The sequence below is a fragment of the Clostridium sp. 'White wine YQ' genome, from assembly GCF_028728205.1.
In the GTDB taxonomy this organism is placed as follows: Bacteria; Bacillota; Clostridia; order Clostridiales; family Clostridiaceae; genus Clostridium_T.
The window spans coordinates 49,120-69,656 of sequence record NZ_JAQYUU010000005.1 but is presented as its reverse complement, the minus strand read 5'-3'; the positions used below and the strand labels follow the sequence as shown (position 1 = coordinate 69,656).

Sequence of the window (20,537 nt, the reverse complement as noted above, 5' to 3'; positions counted from 1 at the left end):
TCTTATTATAATTTATATAATACATTTCACCAAATTGCAGATACTATTTAAAAGAGAGGAGGAATTATTATGGCAGATGAAAAAGTAAAAGATAGATTTATGGAAGTACCAATAGAACAACATGTAACTGCTGCTTGGGCCAATGAAGATAAAACAAAGCCAGTTTCTAAAGTAGTTATTCCTAGTGAAATGGATGTAAGGAATGCTAAAGAATATGTAGACTCAAATGAAAAATAATTGAAGTTAATTAAAAGAGCTATCTTTTATAAGATAGCTCTTTTAATATTTATTAGTATTCCATTTCAGCTAGTCTTCTATAGAAATCATATCTATCACGAGCATGTTCTTCAGAAAGTTTAAACATTTCTTCAACCCTATCAGGGAATACATTCTTTAATGAAGAGTAGCGAATTTCTCCATTAATAAAATCTTGGTAAGAAGCTTTTGGTTCCTTAGAATCAAGTATAAATGGATTCTTACCTTGAATCTTTAATAGAGGGTTATATCTATATAGTTGCCAATAACCTGATTCAACAGCTTTCTTTTCTTCAGCCATACTAGTTCCCATACCAGTTTTAATACCGTGGCTAATACAAGGTGCATAAGCTATAATTAATGAAGTCCCATGATAAGCTTCTGCTTCACTAATAGCCCTTACGGTTTGATTCATGTTTGCACCCATAGCTATTTGTGTTACATAAACATGACCATAGCTCATAGCCATTAAACCAAGATCTTTCTTTCTCATATTTTTACCGCCAGCTGCAAATTTTGCAATTGCACCTGTAGGTGTTGATTTAGATGACTGACCTCCTGTATTTGAATATATCTCAGTATCCATAACAAATATATTTACATCGTCACCTAAGGATAATACATGGTCAAGTCCTCCATAACCAATATCATATGCCCAGCCATCTCCACCAAGTAACCAATGAGATTTTTTGATTAGGTAATCTTTTCTGTCCATTATATCTTTTAGTATTTTATTTTCATTAAGATTTTCTTTGCCTAATAAGTCTAATATTTTTGATGTAGCAGATTTTGAGGTATCAGGATCATCAATGCCACTTAACCATTCATTAAAGGCATCCTTGAGTCCAGAATTTATATTCATATTTACAGCTTCCCTCATTAAGTCAGCTAATTTTTCTCTCATTTGCTTAACTGCTAAGAACATTCCATATCCATATTCAGCATTATCCTCAAAAAGTGAATTACCCCAAGAAGGACCTTTACCAAAATCATTAGTAGAATAAGCTATAGCTGGTGCACTACCACCCCAAATTGAAGAACATCCAGTAGCATTTGCAATCATCATTCTATCGCCATAAAGTTGAGTCAACAGTTTAATATATGGTGTTTCTCCGCAACCAGGGCAAGCTCCATTGAATTCTAATAGTGGTCTTGCAAATTGACTGCCCTTTAAGGAATGAAGATCCATTAATCCTTCTTTAGGAACTACTTTAATAGCATATTCAAAGTTTTCAGCTTGTTCTTTAATTTGCTCTTCAGCAGATCTCATTATTAAAGCTTTGCCAGGAGCTGGACAGATATCTGCACAGTTTCCACAACCAGTACAATCTAGTGGACTTATTTGAATACGATAGTGTAATTTTTCTAATTCGCCCTTGCCCATTGGAGTTTTTGTATAGAATGTCTCCGGTGCTTTTTCTTTCTCTTCATCAGTTAATAAGCAAGCTCTAATAACTGCGTGAGGACAAACTAATGAGCATTGATTACATTGAATACACTTATCAATTTGCCACTCTGGGATTCTTACAGCAATACCTCTTTTTTCGTATGCAGTTATACCTAGAGGGAAAGTACCATCTTCCATTCCGTTAAAAGCACTTACAGGGAGTTCATCTCCTTCATGTCTTGCCATAGGTCTTTCAATTCTTGTAATAAAGTCAGGTACCTGTTTCTTTTCAGGAAGATTATCTTCAGCATTTGCCCATCCAGATGGAATGGTAACCTTATGTGCTGCAGTTGCACCTCTATCTATAGCAGCTTTATTAGCTTCAACAATATTTTGACCTTTCTTACCATAAGTTTTCTCAACAGAATTTTTTAAATATTCCATTGCTTGCTCTATAGGAATGATATTAGCTAATTTAAAGAATGCAGATTGCATTACCATGTTAATTCTAGTACCCAATCCCACTTCTTGAGAAATTGATATAGCATCTACTGTGTAGAATTGAATATCATTCTGAGCGATATATCTCTTTACTGATGCAGGAAGTTTATCCTCAAGTTCTTCATCTGACCAAGGACAATTCAAAACAAATGTTCCACTTTTCTTTAAACCTCTTAATACATCTAGATTATATAAGAATGATTTATTATGACAAGCTATATAATCTGCTTCAAAAACTAGATAAGGAGATTTTATTGGATTCTTACCGAATCTTAAATGTGATACAGTACTTCCACCAGATTTTTTACTATCGTAGGAGAAGTAAGCCTGTGAATAAAGATCAGTATTATCACCTATAATTTTTATTGCAGTTTTATTAGCACCAACTGTTCCATCAGAACCTAAACCATAGAATTTACATCTTATAGTTCCTTCTGGAGTAGTTTCAATTGGTTCAGCTTCAGGAAGAGATGTATGTGTAACATCATCTACAATACCTATTGTGAACTTATCTTTTGGCTGAGACTCTTTTAAATTATTAAATACAGCTAAAATTTGAGATGGTCTTGTGTCTTTAGAAGCTAATCCATATCTTCCTCCAACTACTAGTGGTTTATTTGGTTCATTATAAAGTACTTTTAAAATATCAAGATATAAAGGTTCACCTACTGAACCTGGTTCTTTAGTTCTATCAAGTACAGCTATCTTTTTTACTGATTTAGGAAGAACGTTAAAGAAATAATTGCATGCAAAAGGTCTATATAGATGTACTTTAAGCACACCAACTTTTTCGCCTTTTTTCATCAAGTAATCAACAGTCTCTTCGATAGTATCACATACTGATCCCATAGCTATAATTATGTTTTCTGCATTTGGATCCCCGTAATAATCGAAAGGATGGTATGATCTTCCAGTTATTTTTTCAATTTCTCTCATATAATTTTCCACGATATCTGGTGTTGCATCATAGAATTTATTTGAAGCTTCTCTTTGTTGAAAATAGATATCTGGATTTTGAGCAGTTCCTTTGAGGGTAGGATGCTCAGGGTTTAGAGCTCTATTCCTAAATTCTTGTAATGCATTATAATCTATTAATTTTGCAACATCATCATAATCTATAACTTCTATTTTTTGAATTTCATGAGAAGTTCTAAATCCATCAAAGAAATGTACAAAAGGTACTCTTGATTTAATGGAAGATAGGTGAGCAACATTAGCTAAATCCATAACTTCTTGAACATTCGAAGAAGCTAGTAAAGCGACTCCAGTTTGTCTTACTGCCATAACATCTTGATGATCTCCAAAAATAGATAGAGCATGAGTAGCAATAGCACGCGCACTAACATGAAGAACTCCAGGTAATAGTTCTCCGGCAAGTCTATATAGATTAGGAATCATTAATAATAATCCTTGTGAAGCTGTATATGTAGTTGTTAGTGCACCTGCAACTAAAGAGCCATGAACAGCACCAGCAGCCCCTGCTTCAGATTGCATTTCTACGATTTTCACTGGCTGTCCAAATATATTTTTTTTACCATGGGCAGACCATTCATCAACACCTTCTGCCATAGGAGTTGATGGGGTTATTGGATAGATAGCTGCTACTTCAGTAAAAGCATACGAAGCCTCAGCAGCTGCTTGGTTTCCATCCATGGTTTTCATTTTCTTGGGCATATCAATTCCTCCTTAATAAATAATGTATAATCTATTAAAGTTAATTCATTAATTTATACTAAATGAACTAGTTTATTAGATTACATAAGTTAAATAATTCATATTCCCCACTAGTATTTGCTAATCTTAGATAATGAATTCATAAAGAAGATAATTTTATTGAATATTTTTATTTTATTTAGAGAAAACTTATGCTGAAAATGTAAATGTTGGAGGAATGAATAAATGAGTGAAACTATTTTAGAGAAAACGGAAGGTCGCATAAGTTATCATGATTCCGTAGAAGAGATGGTAAAAAGAATCAGAGAAGACGGCATGTCAAATGTATTTGATAGATGGGCGCTACAAGAAAAAATAAGATGTAAATTTTGTCTTCAAGGATTAAGTTGCCAATTATGTTCACAAGGACCTTGTAGAATTAGTGAAAAAGGAGGCCAAGATAAAGGGGTATGCGGAATAGGTCCAGATGCAATGGCTATGAGAAACCTACTTTTACGTAATATTATGGGAGCAGGTACATATAGTCATCATGCATATGAGGCATTTAGAACATTGAAGGCTACTGGTGAGGGAAAAACTCCATTTAAGATTAAAGATGAAAATAAATTGAGATGGATGTGTGAGCAGTTAAATATCAATACAAATCAGGACATAAATAAAATGGCCATTCAGTTAGCTGATTTACTAGAAGAGCAAATGAAAATAGATTCAGAAGATAAGAATCTAATGGTTGAAGTCTTTGCTCCAAGGAAAAGAAAACAAGTATGGAGAGATTTAAATATATATCCAGCAGGAGTACAACACGAGGAACAAAATTGTGTAGCAAGTTGTTTAACAAATGTGGATGGAAATTATGTTTCTCTTGCTTCAAAAGCACTAAAACTAGGCTTGGCAACTATATATAATGCACAAATAGGTTTAGAAATGACACAGGATATTTTATTTGGAACTCCAATGCCTCATGAGGTAAATGTTGATTTAGGAATTATGGATCCAGATTATGTAAATATAGTATTTAATGGGCATCAACCCTGGGCAGGAGCACGAACAATTGAAAAAGCTAGAATGGCAGAAATACAAGAAAAAGCAAAGGCAGTAGGAGCAAAAGGTCTTCATGTAGTAGGTTCAATAGAAACTGGTCAAGAATTGCTTCAAAGATTTGATGTTGATGATGTTTTCGTAGGATTAATGGGAAATTGGCTAGCAATTGAACCATTACTTGCGACAGGAACTGTTGATGTGTTAGCAATGGAAGAAAATTGTTCTCCACCAGCTATTGATCATTATGCAGAAAAGTACCAAGCAACCTTAGTAGCAATAAGTACCATTATAGACATACCAGGACTTCAACATAAAATACCATATCATCCAGATAAGGTAGAAGAGATGACAGATGCATTGATTGATCTTGCTATTGAAAACTTTAAAAAACGTAAGGATAATGTTAAACCAATGGTTCCAAAGATAATACAAAAGGCAATAGCAGGTTTTTCAACAGAAGCTGTGCTTGGAGCTCTTGGAAATAAATTAGATCCATTAGTAGATGTGATTTCAGCAGGAAAAATTAAAGGAGTAGTAGCTCTTGCTAATTGTTCTACATTAAGAAATGGTCCTCAAGACTGGAATACAGTAAACCTAACAAAAGAATTAATTAAGAAAAATATTCTTGTGGTAAGTGGAGGATGTGGAAATCATGCTCTTGAGGTTGCAGGATTATGTAGCTTAGAAGCAGCAAATATGGCTGGTGAAGGATTAAAAGAAATATGTAATATGTTAAAGATTCCACCAGTATTAAGCTTTGGAACTTGCACTGATACAGGAAGAATATCAATGCTTGTTACAGCTCTTGCAAATCATTTAGATGTAGACATTCCACAATTACCTATAGCTGTAACTGCACCAGAGTGGATGGAACAAAAAGCAACCATAGATGGAGTGTTTGCAGTAGCATATGGTGCATATACACATTTATCACCAACACCTTTTGTAACTGGGGCCCCAGATTTAGTTAAATTGCTTACTCAAGATGTTGAAGGACTTACTGGAGGAAAAATTGCCTTAGGTGATGATCCTGTAGAAGTTGCAAATAATATAGAAGCTCATATAAATGAAAAGAGAAAAGGTTTAGGATTAAGTTAAAAAATAGCCGGTTGAAGTAAAAATTAATTTTATCTTCACCGGCATCATTGTTATATAAACAACTATTGAGTTGTATAATAACCTTTTTCACTCATGTAATTGAAAATTTGTTCACCATGTTCTTGTTCTTCCTTTTGTATATGATTTAAAGTTTGCCTAATATTGTGATCTTTAAATTCAAAAATTGATGTATTGTAGGTTGAAGAAACATACTTTTCTGTTGTCAATGCATCTTGACAAAGATCACAGTCTTTTTGGCTAAATCCTGTTGTTGATTTGACATTCTGTTGCTGATTTTGCTGACTTTGTTGGCCTTGCTGTCCTTGTTGATTAACATTTGGAACTTGACCATTAAGTATACTATTTATAGTATTTAAATGTTGATTTTCATGCTGAAGAATAGAAGAGAATAGTTGTTTTAATTTTGGATCTTCTGCCTCATTAGAATACTTAGTATATTTCTTTATACATAAGTCTTCATGAGATTTCTCATCCTTAAGAAGCATAGTCTCTTTTTGTGTTAATGTTGCCATAAATTCCACCTCTTTAATTTTGATATATTAAAAAAATATAAGTAATATTCAGAACTATTGTTTGAAAAATAAATAAAAAATATACACATTCTAGTTATTAAATAGAAGTATTAGTTTTATCTATTTTGCATTTAAAGCAGCTAAGTTTAGTAAATTCCATGGCTTATTGAAGTGTGGTTGGAAAAAGAAATCTACAAAAGCAAGTTCGTCAATAGTCATTTCATTTTGTATTACTACAGACATGGTATTTATGAGTTGAGTTAAATCAGTTTTTGAAATAATCTGAGCACCAAGGATGATTTCTGTGCTAGTTTCATAAATGATTTTTATCGTAGCAGCGTCAAATGATGGCATGAATTCTGGCCTATAGTTATCAGTTACTGATGTTATTTTAATATCATAACCAGCCTTTTTCGCAGCTTCTTCAGTTAGTCCTGTTGAAGCAATATTATACTCATAAATCTTTATTCCTGAAGTTCCTTGAGTGCCGAGATATTTAGTAGTTGGAATAACTAAGTTTCTTCCTATTAGAGTACCCATCCTAACAGCATTGGTAGCAAGGGGGATATATTCTCTTTCACCTGTCGGATTATAAGTCACAGCACAACAATCTCCAGCAGCAAAAATACCTTCCTTATTTGTTCGCATGTATTCATCAACAATAATCGCACCGTTTGGAAGCATATCTAACTTTCCCTTGAATAAATCTGTACTTGGTCTAAAACCGATACATAGAATCACAAGATCAGCTTCATAATCTCCTTTATTTGTTATGACCTTGTTAACCTTACCATCAATGCCTTCAAATTTTGTTACAGTTTCTCCTAAAGCAAGCGTAACTCCACGATTCCTAAAGGCCATTTCTGCCAAGCTAGTAAATTCTTTATCAAGATATTTATTTAAAATTCTATCAAAGCTATCTATTAAAGTGACCTTCTTGCCATTAAGTTCAAAGGCTTCTGCAAGTTCAACACCTATGTATCCAGCACCAATAACTATTATTTTGTTGGAATTTTTAACTTTTTCTATAATAGTATTAGAGTGATTGTAATTTTTAGAAAGTAATATATTATCTAAATCAATTCCTTCTATGGAGGGAATTATTGGCCAAGAACCTGTAGTTATAATTAGTTTATCAAATGTATCCTCAAATTCTTCATTGGATTTTAAGTTTTTTACTTTAAGTATCCTACTATCAGTATCAATATCTAATACATCATGAGACATTTTTGTTTTTACCCCAAGCTCAGCTAAGGCCTCTGGAGAACTATAAAATAAACCTTTAGGATCTGAAACAATTCCACCCACATATAATGCAATTCCACAAGACAAGAAGGAGATATTATCATTTCTTTCATAGACTGTTATGCTAGCATCTGGATACCTTTTTGCAACATTTATTATTGCAGCTGTGCCAGCATGAGTACATCCGATAACTGCTATCCTCATTTTACTGCTCCTTTCAATTAAAAAACATAATATTATTTTCTCAATAGAAGATAATTATATTCTATGTTTTATTTAGAAAGTTGAATTAAGATGAGTAAAGGAGAATTGTGTAATAAGTTGTGGTGATTGGAAACCCTAAATAGCTCTGGAAATCGAAAAGGGTAGATGTATAGCTGAATAAATATTTAATATAAGATTAACGATAATTATATGTGTTTTAACTTCAAATTTGGGAAAATGCTATTGAGTATTATCAAAATTTACAATATAATTGTATCATGATAATTATTATGTAGTTTTCTAGGGAAAATAGATTGGGTTAATGAAAGGGTAGGTGGAAGTATGAGTAGTGTAAACGTTGTAATAGTTGATGATTCTCCTTTCCAAATTTCAATCCTTACGGATTTGTTGACAGAAAGTGGATTCAATGTTATCGGAAGTGCTAGTTCGTTAGAAGAGGTAATTGAGGTTACTAAGACTTTGAAGCCAAACTTAGTAACAATGGATATGACTATTCCAGGAACTGATGGACTTGAATGTACAAGAGCAATACATAAAATTGATCCTAACGTAAAAGTAATAGTTGTTAGTTCAATGATGGACGAAGAAATTGTAAGAAAAGCTAGAAAGAATCGTGTTTCTGGATATGTTCAGAAGCCAGTTGATAGTGAGGAAATAACATTATTAATAAATAGAGTTATGGCAAATGAGGAATTGTTCTTAGAATTAGAAGGGTTATATTCTAAAGTATTTAAGGAAGCTTTATTAGATTTATTTAATAAACTTACAAAGACAGTACCTGAAGTAACTGAGGAAAATAATATAGATGTAGAGAAAAGCAGTAGAGGAATTTCTGTAGTACTAGGTATTATAGGAAAATGTTCTGGAAGAATGATTTTTGATATGTCATTTGAAACAGCTGAAAATATCTCTAAAATATTATTAAAGAGAGATCCTAAGAATAGTGAAGAAATTTTAAATGTAATGGGCGAGATATCTAATATGGCAGCAGGAAATGCATGTTCAATGATGAATAAAAAGAATAAGATATTTGGACTTAGAGTTGCACCGCCAACTATATTTCATGGAGAATCAATTAATATATCAAAAGCAGAATTAGAAACTACATATACAGCAGAAGTTAAAACAGCATTTGGAGACATGTCCATAAATGTAGGTTTTGGAAGAGGTGATGATGAATGGATGTCAAGCATATAAATCCTTTTTTAGATTCATTTTTAAATGTTATGCCTCAAGTAGGTTTGACAGATGTTCAAAAGAAAGGAATCAGCTTAAAGGGTAGATTTATAGAAAGTCCTGGGGTAATGATTATTCTAGGAATAATGGGAGATATTAAGGGCAATGTTATTTACGGAACTAGTATGGAAAGCGCTAAAAAAATAGCATCTTCTATGATGATGGGAATGCCAGTAAATGAACTTGATGAATTAGCTCAGAGCGCTATCTCAGAATTAACAAATATGTTAACAGCAAATGCAGCAATTAATTTTTCTAAAGAAAACATTGAAATTAACATTTCAACGCCTACATTAGTACATGGAGAATTTACAGCAAATTCTAGTTCAGATAAAGTTGTTTGTGTTGAAATGCAAGTAAATGACATGATATTTGAAGTTAATATAGCACTTGAAAAAAATACTATTTAATAATGAACTGACATCGTACATCGGTGTCAGTTTTTTTTACTCTTTAGGAATTTATAATATTTTATGGTTGAGACCATTTATATAGAGAAAACTACCATTTATATAAGAACTGTAGTTAAGCTGCAAAATATATTTTATACTTTAAGTAACAAAGAGAGATGTTAAGAATAGAGGTGAATTGTTTGAAGGTAGAAGTAAAGATAGAGGAAAATATAAAGGAATGTAAAGTAGTTATCTTCACAAATGAAATTACAGAGCAAGTTCAAGAAGTGATTAATAAACTTAAGAATAATCAAAATAAAGTTTTTAATGGAACCATGAATCAGAAAATATATTTATTAAATCCAAAGGATATATATTATTTTTATGCTGAAAACCAAAAGGTACTAGCTAAAACAGAAAAAGATATATTGCAAATAAAACTGAAGCTATATGAGATTGAAGAACAGGTTAGTGGAACAAATTTTATAAGAATTTCAAATTCAGTAATAGCAAATGTGGATAAAATAAAAAATTTAGAGATGTCCCTAAATGGAACAATGTGTATTAAGTTTATTAATGGTGATATTGAATATTCGTCACGAAGATATGTAAGTAAGATAAAAAGTTATCTAGGATTATAGAGGAGGTACTGTTATGAATTTAAAAGATGTTATAAGAAGAGGTCTCAAAGGAATAGTGATTGGAGTATTTTTGATTCAAACTATTGGAGTATTAATGATGTTATTCTCAAAGGAATCTGCAACATTTAGTAAAGAATTTTTAATTAATCAATATGTTGCTGCTGCAATTATTGGATTTGCATTTGGTGCTTTAAATATATTATTTCAATCTGAGAAATTAGGCTTAATAGGAGCAACCATAGTACATTTTATCGGTGTTTCACTAGTTTACATCCCTTGTGCAAAAATGGCAGGATGGCTTATTAATGATTCAGAAGTAATAATTTCAACAATAACAATATTTGTTGCAACTTATTTTATAGTTTGGTTAATATGTTACTTGCAATGGAAAAAGTATGTTAAGGAAATAAATATGGAATTGAATATTAGGAGGAAGGAATAATTATGAAAAGACAAAGAATAAGAAGTACATTACTAATAATATCATTTTTATTGTTCCCATTAGTCCTATATTATCTTTCCCCGTATCTTATAGTTATGGGAGCCTCTGAAGGGGTAGTTACTGGAAGCTTTATAGTTTTTGGGATAATGTTTTTAGCTTCATTATTTCTTGGAAGAGGGTTTTGTGGATGGATATGTCCTGCAGGTGGACTTCAAGAATGTTGCTCTATGGCGGTAGATAAAAAGGTTAAAGGTGGTAAACTTAATTGGATAAAGTATCTAATTTGGGCCCCATGGGTTATCCTAATTATCATAATGTTTATCTCTGCAGGGGGAATTAATAAAGTTGACTTTTTCTATCAAACTTATCATGGTATATCTGTAATTAGCGTACAAGCTTATATAATTTATTATTTTGTTGTTGGAGGAATTGCATTATTAAATTTATTAGTAGGGAAAAGAGCATTTTGTCATTATGGCTGTTGGATGGCACCTTTTATGATAATAGGCAGCAAGATTAAAGATAAGTTTAATTATCCTTCACTACATTTAAAATCAGATAAGGAGAAGTGTATTGATTGTAAGCTATGCAATAAAAAATGTCCTATGAGCTTAGAAGTTAGTTCTATGGTTCAAAAAGGAAATATGAAAAATTCTGAATGTATCTTATGTGGACAATGTATTGATACATGTCCTAAGAAAGTAATTAGGTATAGCCTTATGAAAAAATAGCAAATAAAGAAAAACAGAAACCTTAAAAGGCTTCTGTTTTTAGTACTTATAAGTTAAATGTTAAATAACATATCTCCATAAGTTGGTAGTGGCCAGAATTCACTGTCAACTATTGTTTCAAGCTTATCAGCATCTTCTCTTAATTCATTCATTTTTTCGAATACTTCGAATCTATAAATCATACCTAATTCGTATGCATCGCCTTCAAAATTATCTGCTTTAGCTACAGCTTCTTCTAAAACAGCTACCTTTTTCTTTAATGAAGAAGTTAAAGTAGATACTTCAGTTAATAATTCAGTTTGAGCAGATAAATCTACACTGATACCAGTAGCATTAATAGTATTTATTGAACCAGCAAGACTAGTTGCAAACTTAATAACTGAAGGTAAGATTTGACGTTTTGCAATTTCAAGTGTAGTTAAAGCTTCAATATTAATAGTCTTGTTATAATTTTCAAGCATTATTTCATAACGAGATTCCATTTCAACTCTGCTTAAAACCCCATGCTTTTCTAATACAGCTAAGTTCTTCTCAGCAATTAATGATTTAGTAGCTTCTACAGTTGATTTTATATTTGGTAGACCTCTCTTTTCAGCTTCAGCTACCCATTCATCTGAATATCCATTACCGTTGAATATAATTCTCTTATGAGATTTAACAATTTCAGTAAGAATAGTTTGCACTTCAGCATCTATATCAGAAACTTTTTCAAGTCTATCAGCAATTTCTGATAAAATCTCAGCAACTATTGTATTTAAAGTAAAGTTACAAGCTGCAATTGAAGCAGAAGATGGAACCATTCTGAATTCAAATTTATTTCCAGTGAAAGCAAATGGAGAAGTTCTGTTTCTATCAGTTGCATCCTTTGGAAGTGCAGGAAGTGTATTTACCCCTATTGTTAATTTGCTTGAAGATTTTGAACTTGTAGCAGGTCCATTTTCAATTTGTTCTAATATATCAGTTAATTGATCTCCTAAGAATATTGATATTATAGCTGGAGGAGCTTCATTAGCACCTAGACGATGGTCATTTCCAGCATTAGCAGCAGACATTCTTAATAAATCAGCATATTCATCAACAGCTTTTATAACTGCACAAAGGAATAATAAGAATTGTTGATTTTCGTGTGGAGATTTACCTGGTTCAAGCAAGTTTACTCCATCATCAGTTCCCATTGACCAGTTGTTATGCTTACCGGATCCATTTACACCTGCAAATGGTTTTTCATGCAATAAGCAATAAAGATCATGTCTTAATGCAACTTTTTTCATAACTTCCATTGTAAGTTGATTGTGATCAGTTGCGATGTTTGTTGTAGTGAATATTGGAGCTAATTCATGTTGAGCAGGTGCAACTTCGTTATGCTTAGTTTTAGCTGAAATTCCAAGCTTCCAAAGTTCTTCATCAACTTCTTTCATGAATTCAGAAACTCTTTCTTTTATTGTTCCAAAGTAATGATCTTCAAGTTCTTGACCTTTTGAAGGTTTTGCACCGAATAGTGTTCTTCCAGTAAGAATAAGGTCTTTACGAGCATCATACATTTTTTTGTCGATTAAGAAGTATTCTTGTTCAGGTCCTACAGTTGTGATAACTCTTTGTGTAGTAGTGTTTCCAAGAACTCTTAGTACACGTAAAGCTTGTTTTGATAGAGCTTCCATAGAACGTAGTAATGGAGTTTTCTTATCTAAAGCTTCTCCATTATAAGAACAGAATGCAGTTGGTATGCATAGAGAACCATCTTTTAAAAATGCTGGTGAAGTGCAATCCCAAGCAGTATATCCTCTAGCTTCAAAAGTAGCTCTTAATCCACCTGATGGGAAAGAAGAAGCATCTGGTTCCCCCTTGATTAATTCTTTTCCTGAGAATTCTAATATTACCTTTCCATCAGAGGTTGGACTAATAAAAGAATCGTGTTTTTCAGCAGTAATACCAGTTAGTGGTTGGAACCAGTGAGTAAAATGAGTTGCACCATTCTCAACTGCCCAATCTTTCATAGCAGAAGCAACTACATCAGCTACTTCAGGTGAAAGAGAAGTTCCTTCTTGAATTGTCTTTTTTAAAGCTTTATAAGTAGCCTTTGGAAGACGATCTTTCATTACGGAATCATTAAATACATATGATCCAAAAATTTCAGTGACTTTACTCATTAATAAATTCTCCTTTCAATATAGACAAGATTATATAAAATGTTATTAATTAACTTGTGAAAATAATAATTATAAAAAAATTCTAGAATATAACTGATAAATTGTCAACGAAAAATATATTAATTCTGACAAATTGTTTTTAAGTTAGTTATATTTTTAAAATTATAATAATAATATTGCGGACATCTATATATATGAATAAATGGGATAATATTACATTAAAAAAAGATAGAGCTAGAGAAAGTTCTCTAGCTCCGTTGCTAAAAATTTACATATTAATTTTAATACAATAAAAAACTCATTAACTACATATTATATAAACTGCCTTAGCTTGTATAATATTATAAATTAATTATACTCGTCCAATAACATTAATTCAATATGAAAAATGAAATTTTAATATTAAATTAGCCATAAAATCAAAAATTAACTATGAACTTCTCATGAAGTATAGGGTGCTTTTCAATAGTTTTTTATAAAGGAGTAGTTATTTGTTTCTAATCTTATTCGGTGAAATATTTTTGTATCTCTTAAATATTCTACTAAAATAATTGCTATCGTTAAACCCAACACTTAGTGCTACTTCATTTATATTTAAGTCCTTATCTTTTAAGAGTGAAACGGCTTTATTTATACGTAAAAGGTTGATATAATCTGTAAAAGTTTTACCAGTAAATCTTTTAAATAGTCTGCAAAAATGGTGTTTACTTAGATTAGACATAGTGGCTAGTTTTGTAAGAGTTATCTTTTCATTATAATGGGAATCAATATATTCTAATACTTCTTTCAAGCTATTCATACTATATAAGTTTTTTCTATTATTTGTTGATATAGATATAGACTCTAAATTATTTCTAAGTAACATAACTATTATTCGAAAAATTGAAGATTTAACAATCAATTCATATCCTAAGTTCTTATTTTGAGATTCATTTACTAATATGTTTATTTCGCTTAATAGTTCTTTATTCTTCGAGATCTCATTAGAAAATCTAACGTTATTTTTTATTAAGGCTTCAATATAATCAGTTTTATCTAAATCTTTTTGGTTTCCTAATAGGAAGGCAAAATCAATTTTTATTATATAGTAGACGAGATTAGTACATAAACATTCTATATAATGGGCATCGTTATTGTTTATTACTATTAAGTCATCTTTATTTGCAGCAATATGTTTAGTATTACAGTGGACTATGCATTCACCATTTACTATGTAACATAACATAAAGTGGTCATGAAAGTGACTTTCTACAATTGGGCCAGGCTCAGTATGTTCATGACATCTAATTTTTATAGGAAATTCAATGTTAATATCGTAATCAATTTTCATTTTAGGATAATCAAAATTTGGTGAAGATAAAGAATTCATAACGATTCCTTTCTTAAAGTAAAAATCAATATAATGCTATTTTGTAGCAAATTTATTAATGAAATTACTTAGATTAGTGTTTATAATGATAAATAAAAATACTAAATTTAAAGCTTTTATGTTGAAATAATTAGGAATATAGAAATTAGATGTTTTTAAAAACTAATTCTATAATATCAATTTTATACTAATAATTAGCTAATAAACAAGTAGAAAGGTTTTGAGTTTTATGACGTCAGTAAATACATCACAATTACTAGAAAATAGATCTTTAGCTTTTTTGTTATTTGCACGTATAATAGGAGCATTTTCAGTTCAAATGGTTACTATTGCAGTTGGTTGGCAGATATATTCAATTACTGATAGTGCTTTTTATCTAGGTTTAGTTGGATTAGTGGAGTTTGTTCCCATGTTTCTTCTTACCATTGTTGTTGGATATGTGGCAGATAGATTTAATAGAAAGATTATAATTTGCTTGTGCAAATCATTAGAAGGTATCGCAGTTCTCTTCTTAGCTTTTGCTAGTTATAAAGGGATAATTACTAAAGAAATAATTCTTGTAACAGTCTCTATATTAGGAATAGTAAATGCATTTCAGGGTCCTCCAATGCAATCCATGTTACCTAATATCGTTAGTAAAGAGAGCTTTCCTAGAGCAGCTGCATTACTGGCATCAGCTTTCCAATTTGCAACAATAATGGGACCAGCTGTTGGGGGAGTACTATATTCATTTGGGGCAAATGTTGTATATACTATTGCAGGAGTATTATCTCTTTGTACAAGCTTTCTTATTTCACTAATAACATTAAGAAAGCAACAAGAGAAAGCAAATGCAGCAACCATTAAAACATTATTTGCTGGAATTACATTCATAAAGAGTAAACCTATAATTCTTGGTGCAATATCCTTAGATCTTTTTGCGGTGCTATTTGGGGGAGCTACAGCAGTATTACCGGTATTTGCAAGTAAGATTTTGATGGTAGGGCCAATAGGATTAGGTGTTATGCGTTCAGCACCTGCAGTAGGTGCGTTACTTATGTCAATTGTATTGGCAAGAAGACCATTGAAAAGAAGAGTAGGACATATTATGTTTACTGCAGTAATATTTTTTGGAATAGCTACAATACTATTCTCGCTATCAAAATCCTTTGTTTTATCTTTAGCATTTCTTTTTGTTCTAGGAGCATCAGATGTAATTAGCGTAGTTATAAGATCTACATTGGTACAGTTAGAAACTCCGGATAATATGAGAGGAAGAGTGAGTTCTGTTAATCAAATGTTTATAGGAACATCAAATCAGCTAGGAGAATTTGAATCGGGGCTAACAACGGCATGGTTTGGACCTGTAAATGCAGTTTTAATTGGGGGAATAGGTACAATAATAGTGGTATTTTTGTGGATAAAACTATTTCCTAAGCTTTGGAGTGTTGATAAATTAGAAAATAGCTAATAAATTAGTACATATAAGGGGTAAAATTCAATGATACAAATGGTGTGGAGTCCTAAGGACTTCACATCTTTTTTTTATAAAATAATATAAAAATCAAAAGTAAGAAAAAAATACCTCTAATTATGTTAACTACTTAGGACAAAATAAAATTATTATTGACGAATTTGAGGTGTTGTACTTGAAAAAAACATTTTTTAGTAAAGCCATATGTTTTTTATGTGTTTTTATTATTATTTCAAATATAACTGTTATTAGAAGTAGTGCTAGTGATAAAAAGAATAATAGTGCAATTTTAATAGATTTAAGTGAAGAAAGACTTTATCTGATAAACAAGGATAGAAATACAATCATTAAAAGTTATATTGTAGCAAGTGGAAAGCCAAATACTCCTTCACCTATAGGAACTTGGAAAGTTATTAGAATGGGAGCTTGGAGTGGGGGATTTGGAACAAGGTGGATAGGACTAAATGTTCCTTGGGGGAAATACGGAATTCATGGAACAAATAATCCAAGTTCAATTGGGTCAGAAGCATCTCATGGATGTATAAGAATGTTTAATAAAGATATAGAAGAATTATATGAAAAAGTTACAGTAGGAATGATTGTAACAATATATGCTGGTCCTTATGGACCATTTGGAAAAGGACTGAAGACATTGAAACCGGGTGATAGAGGGGCAGATGTTCTTGAGATACAAAGAATATTGAAAGAAAAAGGATATTACTTTGGAAAAGTTGATGGAGTTTATGGGGAAAGCATGAAGAAAAGTATAATGGAATATAGAGTAGAAAATAATTTATCTATTAATCATTTTATAGATAAAGAACTATATAAAAGTCTAGGAATAAGACTAATTGATTAGGTAGCTTCAGATGAGTGAAGCTACCTTGTTAATTATAGTTATAGGGACTAACTGAATAGAGAGATATATATAATAATTAACATATATAAAAATTGTTATATTTATATAAGTTATAAACTATATATTAATATATTGGTAGTAGTGGGGGAGTAAAAATGAAAAAATACATTAGAATTTTATTGATTATTGTAGTGGTCTTCATTACCTTCGGACAAGCTAATAACATTGAAAAATCAACTGGAAGGTTTTTGAATCAGGTAGGTATTCAATATACAGTTTATGATTATGACAATGTAAAGGCGGATGTTGGTAACAATAATAATCAAAAGAAGACGCCTAGTAGTAAGGCTAAGTCAAGTAGTTCCAAAAGTACAACTAGTAGTAAGTCAAAAAAATCATTCATCGGAGGAGGGCTATCAATAGGAGCAATAGTTCTAATTGGTATAGTACTACTGATAGTTTTTGTACTAAAAAGAAAGGGAGCAATTAAGCAAGAAGACATAGATAATTTTAAAGATTTTCTTAATGATGAGAATAGAGAGAGAGAGATTTCACCAAGTGTTAGACAGGAAGTAGTAGATAATACAGTAGCAATTAGAAATGAGATTATAAAGATGGATCCATTATTCTCGCCTGATAAGTTTATAGGCTGGAGTCAGGAGGTATTTGTATCATTACAAGAAGCTTGGACCTCAAGAGATTGGGCTAAGATAAGACCATTTGAAAAAGAAGAATTATTTAGAATGCATGAATTACAATTACAAGAATATAAGAGGATGCATAGAATTAATGTTGTTGAACGTATTTCAGTAAATCAATCATATCTATTTAAGTATGTAAGGGATGTAGAATATGAATATTTAACTGTATACTTACATGCATCAATGAATGATTATATCATAGATGAAGATACGCGAAAGATAGTTAAAGGGGACGATGAAACAAGATTCACTAATAAATATCTTTTGACTTTTATGAGAAATGTTGGAGTAAAAACTGACCCAGCTACAAGTAATATGAGTACAAAACAATGTCCACATTGTGGAGCACCAATACAGGTTACAAGTGCTGGTAAATGTGAGTACTGTGATTTTATTGTAACAACAGGAGAGCATGATTGGGTATTAAGCGATTTAGACTGTATAAATGAAGATACCCAGGTAGGAAATGGCGGAGTATTTATAAATTAATTATCAAATATAAATAAAATGGAGGATTTAAAAAAATGGGGATAATAGCTGCAGCGGCAAATGCACTTAAGGGTACTTTAAGGGATCAATATAAAGAGTTTATGTACTGTGATTCAATGCCTATGGATGTACTTGTGAGAAAAGGACAAAATAAAAGATTAGATGGAAGTACAAATAGGGGAAATGACAATATCATAACAGATGGTTCTAGATTAGTAGTTTCAGATTCACAGTGTATGATAATAGTAGAAGATGGAAAGATAATTGATTTCTGCGCTGAACCAGGCGAATATATTTACAATACAGGAACATCACCATCAATGTTAACAGGCGGAATGAAGGAATTAAAGGATGGCTTCATGAAAAGCATAGGAACTGCTATGGATAGGTTCAAAGCAGGTGGGCAGCAAGACCATGATCAAAGGGTTTACTACGTAAATATGAAGGAACTAATGGGGAATAAAATAGGAGCAGGAGATATTCCGTTTAGGGATAGTGAGTTTAATTTTACTATTAAACTAAGATGCTTTGGAGAATATTCCTATAAGATTACAAATCCAATAATGTTTTATACTAATGTTTGTGGAAATATAGGCTACGAATTTACCAGGGATCAGATAGATTCTCAATTTAAGTCAGAGATACAAAATAATTTACAATACGCTTTAGGAAAAATAGGATTAAAAGGAATCCCATATGATCAACTTACATTATTTACAAAAGAACTAGCTCAAGCTTTAAATGCTGAAATGACTTCTGAATGGGTAGAGAAAAGAGGTATATCAGTAGTATCTTTTGCACTAGCATCAGTAACACCTGATGCAGATAGTGCAAAGAAGATAGAAGAATTCCAAAGCACAAGAGTTTATACAGATCCAAGAATGCTTGCAGCAAGCTATATACAATCAAAGGGTGCTGCACTTGAAAAAGCAGCTTCAAATAAAGCAGGGGCTATGACCGGTTTTATGGGAATGGGATTTGCTCAACAAGCAGGCGGTAATGGAGGCTTTGATGAGGCACAGCTATTTAATTCATTAACCCAAAATCCACAGCAAGAACAAAAGGTAAAAGAAGAAAGTGCCCAAGTTCAAAGTAAACCTCAAACATCTCAACCTTCTCAAACTTGGACATGCGAATGTGGAACAGAAAACACAGGAAAATTCTGTATGGAATGTGGGAAAACTGCCCCTGTACCAGTAAAGGCATCGAGTACATGGATATGTCAATGTGGAGCTGAGAATACGGGGAAGTTCTGCGGAGAGTGTGGAAATAAAAAGCCACTTGATGGTAAATGTGAAACCTGCGGTTATGAAGCAGATAAACCATTTAAATTCTGTCCAGAATGCGGAGCAGAAAATAAAATATGATTTATAAACAAGAAGATAGAGCTGGAGCTTTATCTTTTTTTATTTATAAAAATGATGTGAAATTCGAGTGAATAAGAATAGGCTGAAAAATTAAAAATAAGGAGTAAGAATATAAAGCAAAGGAAGAAAAATATGAGCACAGATGAATTGAGTAATTACTTAAAAATTATAAATACATATAATAATATTGAATATCTATTTTCAACAATAATGTATAGTGCTGGTCCAACATTAACTAAAGAAAAAGCGGCATCCCTGCTTATATTTAGTAATGATAGACGTAATCTACAAAAAGATTGGGAGAGGTTTAAAGATGAAGTTAAAGATAAGTTAAGAGTCAAATTTTTAGAACTTAAAAAAGATCAAAAGAGCACAGTTGTGCTGTTCTATAATGAAGAGATTCTAAAAAAAGTTTTAAGAGAAGAAGGAAATGTTGAATTTCTTGAGAACTTTGGATATAAGAAGGGAATGACATTAAAAGAAAGTCTATCATTATTAAAAGACCGATATAAAGAATCTTGCCCCCATGAAATAGGGATTTTTTTAGGATATCCTTTAGATGATGTTGCTCATTTTATGGAGGATACAAAAGAGAATTGTAAGTTAGTTGGATACTGGAAGGTATATAGTAATATAGAAGAAGCAAAAAATATCTTTGAAAAATATGATAGTATTAGAAATGATTTTGTTAGGATTATGGTATCAGGAGTTAAACCAACAGAAATATTTAGGAGATGAATATATACAGTGG

The 20,537-nt window shown here is 31.6% G+C and carries 17 protein-coding genes; 12 read left to right on the top strand and 5 right to left on the bottom strand.

Features of this window, described 5'->3' with window-relative positions; genetic code table 11:
- The first annotated feature begins 69 nt into the window (after positions 1–69).
- Entirely contained in the window at positions 70–237 is a 168-nt protein-coding gene (locus PTZ02_RS14510) for a CDIF630_02480 family spore surface protein (protein ID WP_202766087.1), read from the top strand.
- Between the two features lie 52 nt (positions 238–289).
- Here PTZ02_RS14510 and nifJ read toward each other — a convergent pair whose 3' ends face one another.
- The gene (gene nifJ / locus PTZ02_RS14505) at positions 290–3,817 is read right to left on the bottom strand and encodes a pyruvate:ferredoxin (flavodoxin) oxidoreductase (protein ID WP_274228521.1); all 3,528 of its coding nucleotides are present in this window, start codon (positions 3,815–3,817) and stop codon (positions 290–292) included.
- A 225-nt stretch (positions 3,818–4,042) separates the two neighbouring features.
- On the opposite strand from nifJ, the gene cooS reads away from it, so the two are divergent.
- Positions 4,043–5,956, top strand: coding sequence for an anaerobic carbon-monoxide dehydrogenase catalytic subunit (gene cooS, locus PTZ02_RS14500; protein WP_274228520.1), 1,914 nt, complete (start codon positions 4,043–4,045; stop codon positions 5,954–5,956).
- A 62-nt stretch (positions 5,957–6,018) separates the two neighbouring features.
- Here the strand turns inward: cooS and PTZ02_RS14495 are convergent, their stop codons facing one another.
- Together PTZ02_RS14495 and PTZ02_RS14490 are read right to left on the bottom strand one after the other, a co-directional pair.
- Positions 6,019–6,489: a spore coat protein gene (locus tag PTZ02_RS14495; RefSeq protein WP_274228519.1), complete on the bottom strand. Its 471-nt coding sequence runs from the start codon at positions 6,487–6,489 to the stop codon at positions 6,019–6,021.
- Positions 6,490–6,609: 120 nt separating this feature from the next.
- Entirely contained in the window at positions 6,610–7,938 is a 1,329-nt protein-coding gene (locus tag PTZ02_RS14490) for an FAD-dependent oxidoreductase (RefSeq protein ID WP_274228518.1), read from the bottom strand.
- Between the two features lie 342 nt (positions 7,939–8,280).
- Between PTZ02_RS14490 and PTZ02_RS14485 the strand changes: the two genes are divergently transcribed.
- The 5 genes from PTZ02_RS14485 to PTZ02_RS14465 all read left to right on the top strand — a co-directional run bounded on the left by PTZ02_RS14485 (position 8,281) and on the right by PTZ02_RS14465 (position 11,401).
- Positions 8,281–9,156, top strand: a complete 876-nt coding sequence (locus PTZ02_RS14485) for a response regulator (protein WP_274228517.1) — start codon at positions 8,281–8,283, stop codon at positions 9,154–9,156.
- Positions 9,138–9,605, top strand: coding sequence for a chemotaxis protein CheX (locus PTZ02_RS14480; protein WP_274228516.1), 468 nt, complete (start codon positions 9,138–9,140; stop codon positions 9,603–9,605). The genes PTZ02_RS14485 and PTZ02_RS14480 overlap by 19 nt, the downstream gene beginning before the upstream one ends.
- Positions 9,606–9,787: 182 nt before the next feature.
- Complete coding sequence (locus PTZ02_RS14475) at positions 9,788–10,228, top strand: LytTR family DNA-binding domain-containing protein (RefSeq protein WP_274228515.1); 441 nt, start codon at positions 9,788–9,790, stop codon at positions 10,226–10,228.
- A 13-nt stretch (positions 10,229–10,241) separates the two neighbouring features.
- The gene (locus PTZ02_RS14470; protein WP_274228514.1) at positions 10,242–10,670 is read left to right on the top strand and encodes a DUF3021 domain-containing protein; all 429 of its coding nucleotides are present in this window, start codon (positions 10,242–10,244) and stop codon (positions 10,668–10,670) included.
- Between the two features lie 2 nt (positions 10,671–10,672).
- On the top strand, positions 10,673–11,401 hold the full coding sequence (locus PTZ02_RS14465; protein ID WP_274228513.1) for a 4Fe-4S binding protein: 729 nt from the start codon (positions 10,673–10,675) through the stop codon (positions 11,399–11,401).
- Positions 11,402–11,454: 53 nt separating this feature from the next.
- On the opposite strand, the gene PTZ02_RS14460 is transcribed toward PTZ02_RS14465, so the two are convergent.
- Together PTZ02_RS14460 and PTZ02_RS14455 are read right to left on the bottom strand one after the other, a co-directional pair.
- Positions 11,455–13,548, bottom strand: coding sequence for a glutamine synthetase III family protein (locus tag PTZ02_RS14460; RefSeq protein ID WP_274228512.1), 2,094 nt, complete (start codon positions 13,546–13,548; stop codon positions 11,455–11,457).
- Positions 13,549–14,035: 487 nt separating this feature from the next.
- Positions 14,036–14,917, bottom strand: coding sequence for an AraC family transcriptional regulator (locus tag PTZ02_RS14455; RefSeq protein ID WP_274228511.1), 882 nt, complete (start codon positions 14,915–14,917; stop codon positions 14,036–14,038).
- A gap of 229 nt (positions 14,918–15,146) precedes the next feature.
- Here PTZ02_RS14455 and PTZ02_RS14450 point away from each other — a divergent pair, with 229 nt between their 5' ends.
- From PTZ02_RS14450 to PTZ02_RS14430, 5 genes are all read left to right on the top strand, one after another.
- Positions 15,147–16,367 (top strand): MFS transporter, encoded by a 1,221-nt coding sequence (locus tag PTZ02_RS14450; RefSeq protein ID WP_274228510.1) that lies wholly within the window; start codon positions 15,147–15,149, stop codon positions 16,365–16,367.
- 178 nt (positions 16,368–16,545) lie between these two features.
- Positions 16,546–17,229: a L,D-transpeptidase family protein gene (locus PTZ02_RS14445; protein ID WP_274228509.1), complete on the top strand. Its 684-nt coding sequence runs from the start codon at positions 16,546–16,548 to the stop codon at positions 17,227–17,229.
- 155 nt (positions 17,230–17,384) lie between these two features.
- The gene (locus tag PTZ02_RS14440; RefSeq protein ID WP_274228508.1) at positions 17,385–18,419 is read left to right on the top strand and encodes a Tim44 domain-containing protein; all 1,035 of its coding nucleotides are present in this window, start codon (positions 17,385–17,387) and stop codon (positions 18,417–18,419) included.
- Positions 18,420–18,454: 35 nt separating this feature from the next.
- Positions 18,455–19,786 carry an SPFH domain-containing protein gene (locus PTZ02_RS14435; protein ID WP_274228507.1) on the top strand — a complete coding sequence of 444 codons (1,332 nt, stop codon included), beginning with the start codon at positions 18,455–18,457 and terminating at the stop codon, positions 19,784–19,786.
- Positions 19,787–19,918: 132 nt separating this feature from the next.
- The gene (locus PTZ02_RS14430; RefSeq protein ID WP_274228506.1) at positions 19,919–20,524 is read left to right on the top strand and encodes a DUF3793 family protein; all 606 of its coding nucleotides are present in this window, start codon (positions 19,919–19,921) and stop codon (positions 20,522–20,524) included.
- Positions 20,525–20,537: the final 13 nt, after the last annotated feature.

Bases quoted from the DNA above. Each gene is read 5' to 3' on its own strand.
- PTZ02_RS14510 (WP_202766087.1), top strand. From the start codon at position 70: ATGGCAGATGAAAAAGTAAAAGATAGATTTATGGAAGTACCAATAGAA.
- nifJ (WP_274228521.1), bottom strand. From the start codon at position 3,817: ATGCCCAAGAAAATGAAAACCATGGATGGAAACCAAGCAGCTGCTGAG.
- cooS (WP_274228520.1), top strand. From the start codon at position 4,043: ATGAGTGAAACTATTTTAGAGAAAACGGAAGGTCGCATAAGTTATCAT.
- PTZ02_RS14495 (WP_274228519.1), bottom strand. From the start codon at position 6,489: ATGGCAACATTAACACAAAAAGAGACTATGCTTCTTAAGGATGAGAAA.
- PTZ02_RS14490 (WP_274228518.1), bottom strand. From the start codon at position 7,938: ATGAGGATAGCAGTTATCGGATGTACTCATGCTGGCACAGCTGCAATA.
- PTZ02_RS14485 (WP_274228517.1), top strand. From the start codon at position 8,281: ATGAGTAGTGTAAACGTTGTAATAGTTGATGATTCTCCTTTCCAAATT.
- PTZ02_RS14480 (WP_274228516.1), top strand. From the start codon at position 9,138: ATGGATGTCAAGCATATAAATCCTTTTTTAGATTCATTTTTAAATGTT.
- PTZ02_RS14470 (WP_274228514.1), top strand. From the start codon at position 10,242: ATGAATTTAAAAGATGTTATAAGAAGAGGTCTCAAAGGAATAGTGATT.
- PTZ02_RS14465 (WP_274228513.1), top strand. From the start codon at position 10,673: ATGAAAAGACAAAGAATAAGAAGTACATTACTAATAATATCATTTTTA.
- PTZ02_RS14460 (WP_274228512.1), bottom strand. From the start codon at position 13,548: ATGAGTAAAGTCACTGAAATTTTTGGATCATATGTATTTAATGATTCC.
- PTZ02_RS14455 (WP_274228511.1), bottom strand. From the start codon at position 14,917: ATGAATTCTTTATCTTCACCAAATTTTGATTATCCTAAAATGAAAATT.
- PTZ02_RS14450 (WP_274228510.1), top strand. From the start codon at position 15,147: ATGACGTCAGTAAATACATCACAATTACTAGAAAATAGATCTTTAGCT.
- PTZ02_RS14440 (WP_274228508.1), top strand. From the start codon at position 17,385: ATGAAAAAATACATTAGAATTTTATTGATTATTGTAGTGGTCTTCATT.
- PTZ02_RS14435 (WP_274228507.1), top strand. From the start codon at position 18,455: ATGGGGATAATAGCTGCAGCGGCAAATGCACTTAAGGGTACTTTAAGG.
- PTZ02_RS14430 (WP_274228506.1), top strand. From the start codon at position 19,919: ATGAGCACAGATGAATTGAGTAATTACTTAAAAATTATAAATACATAT.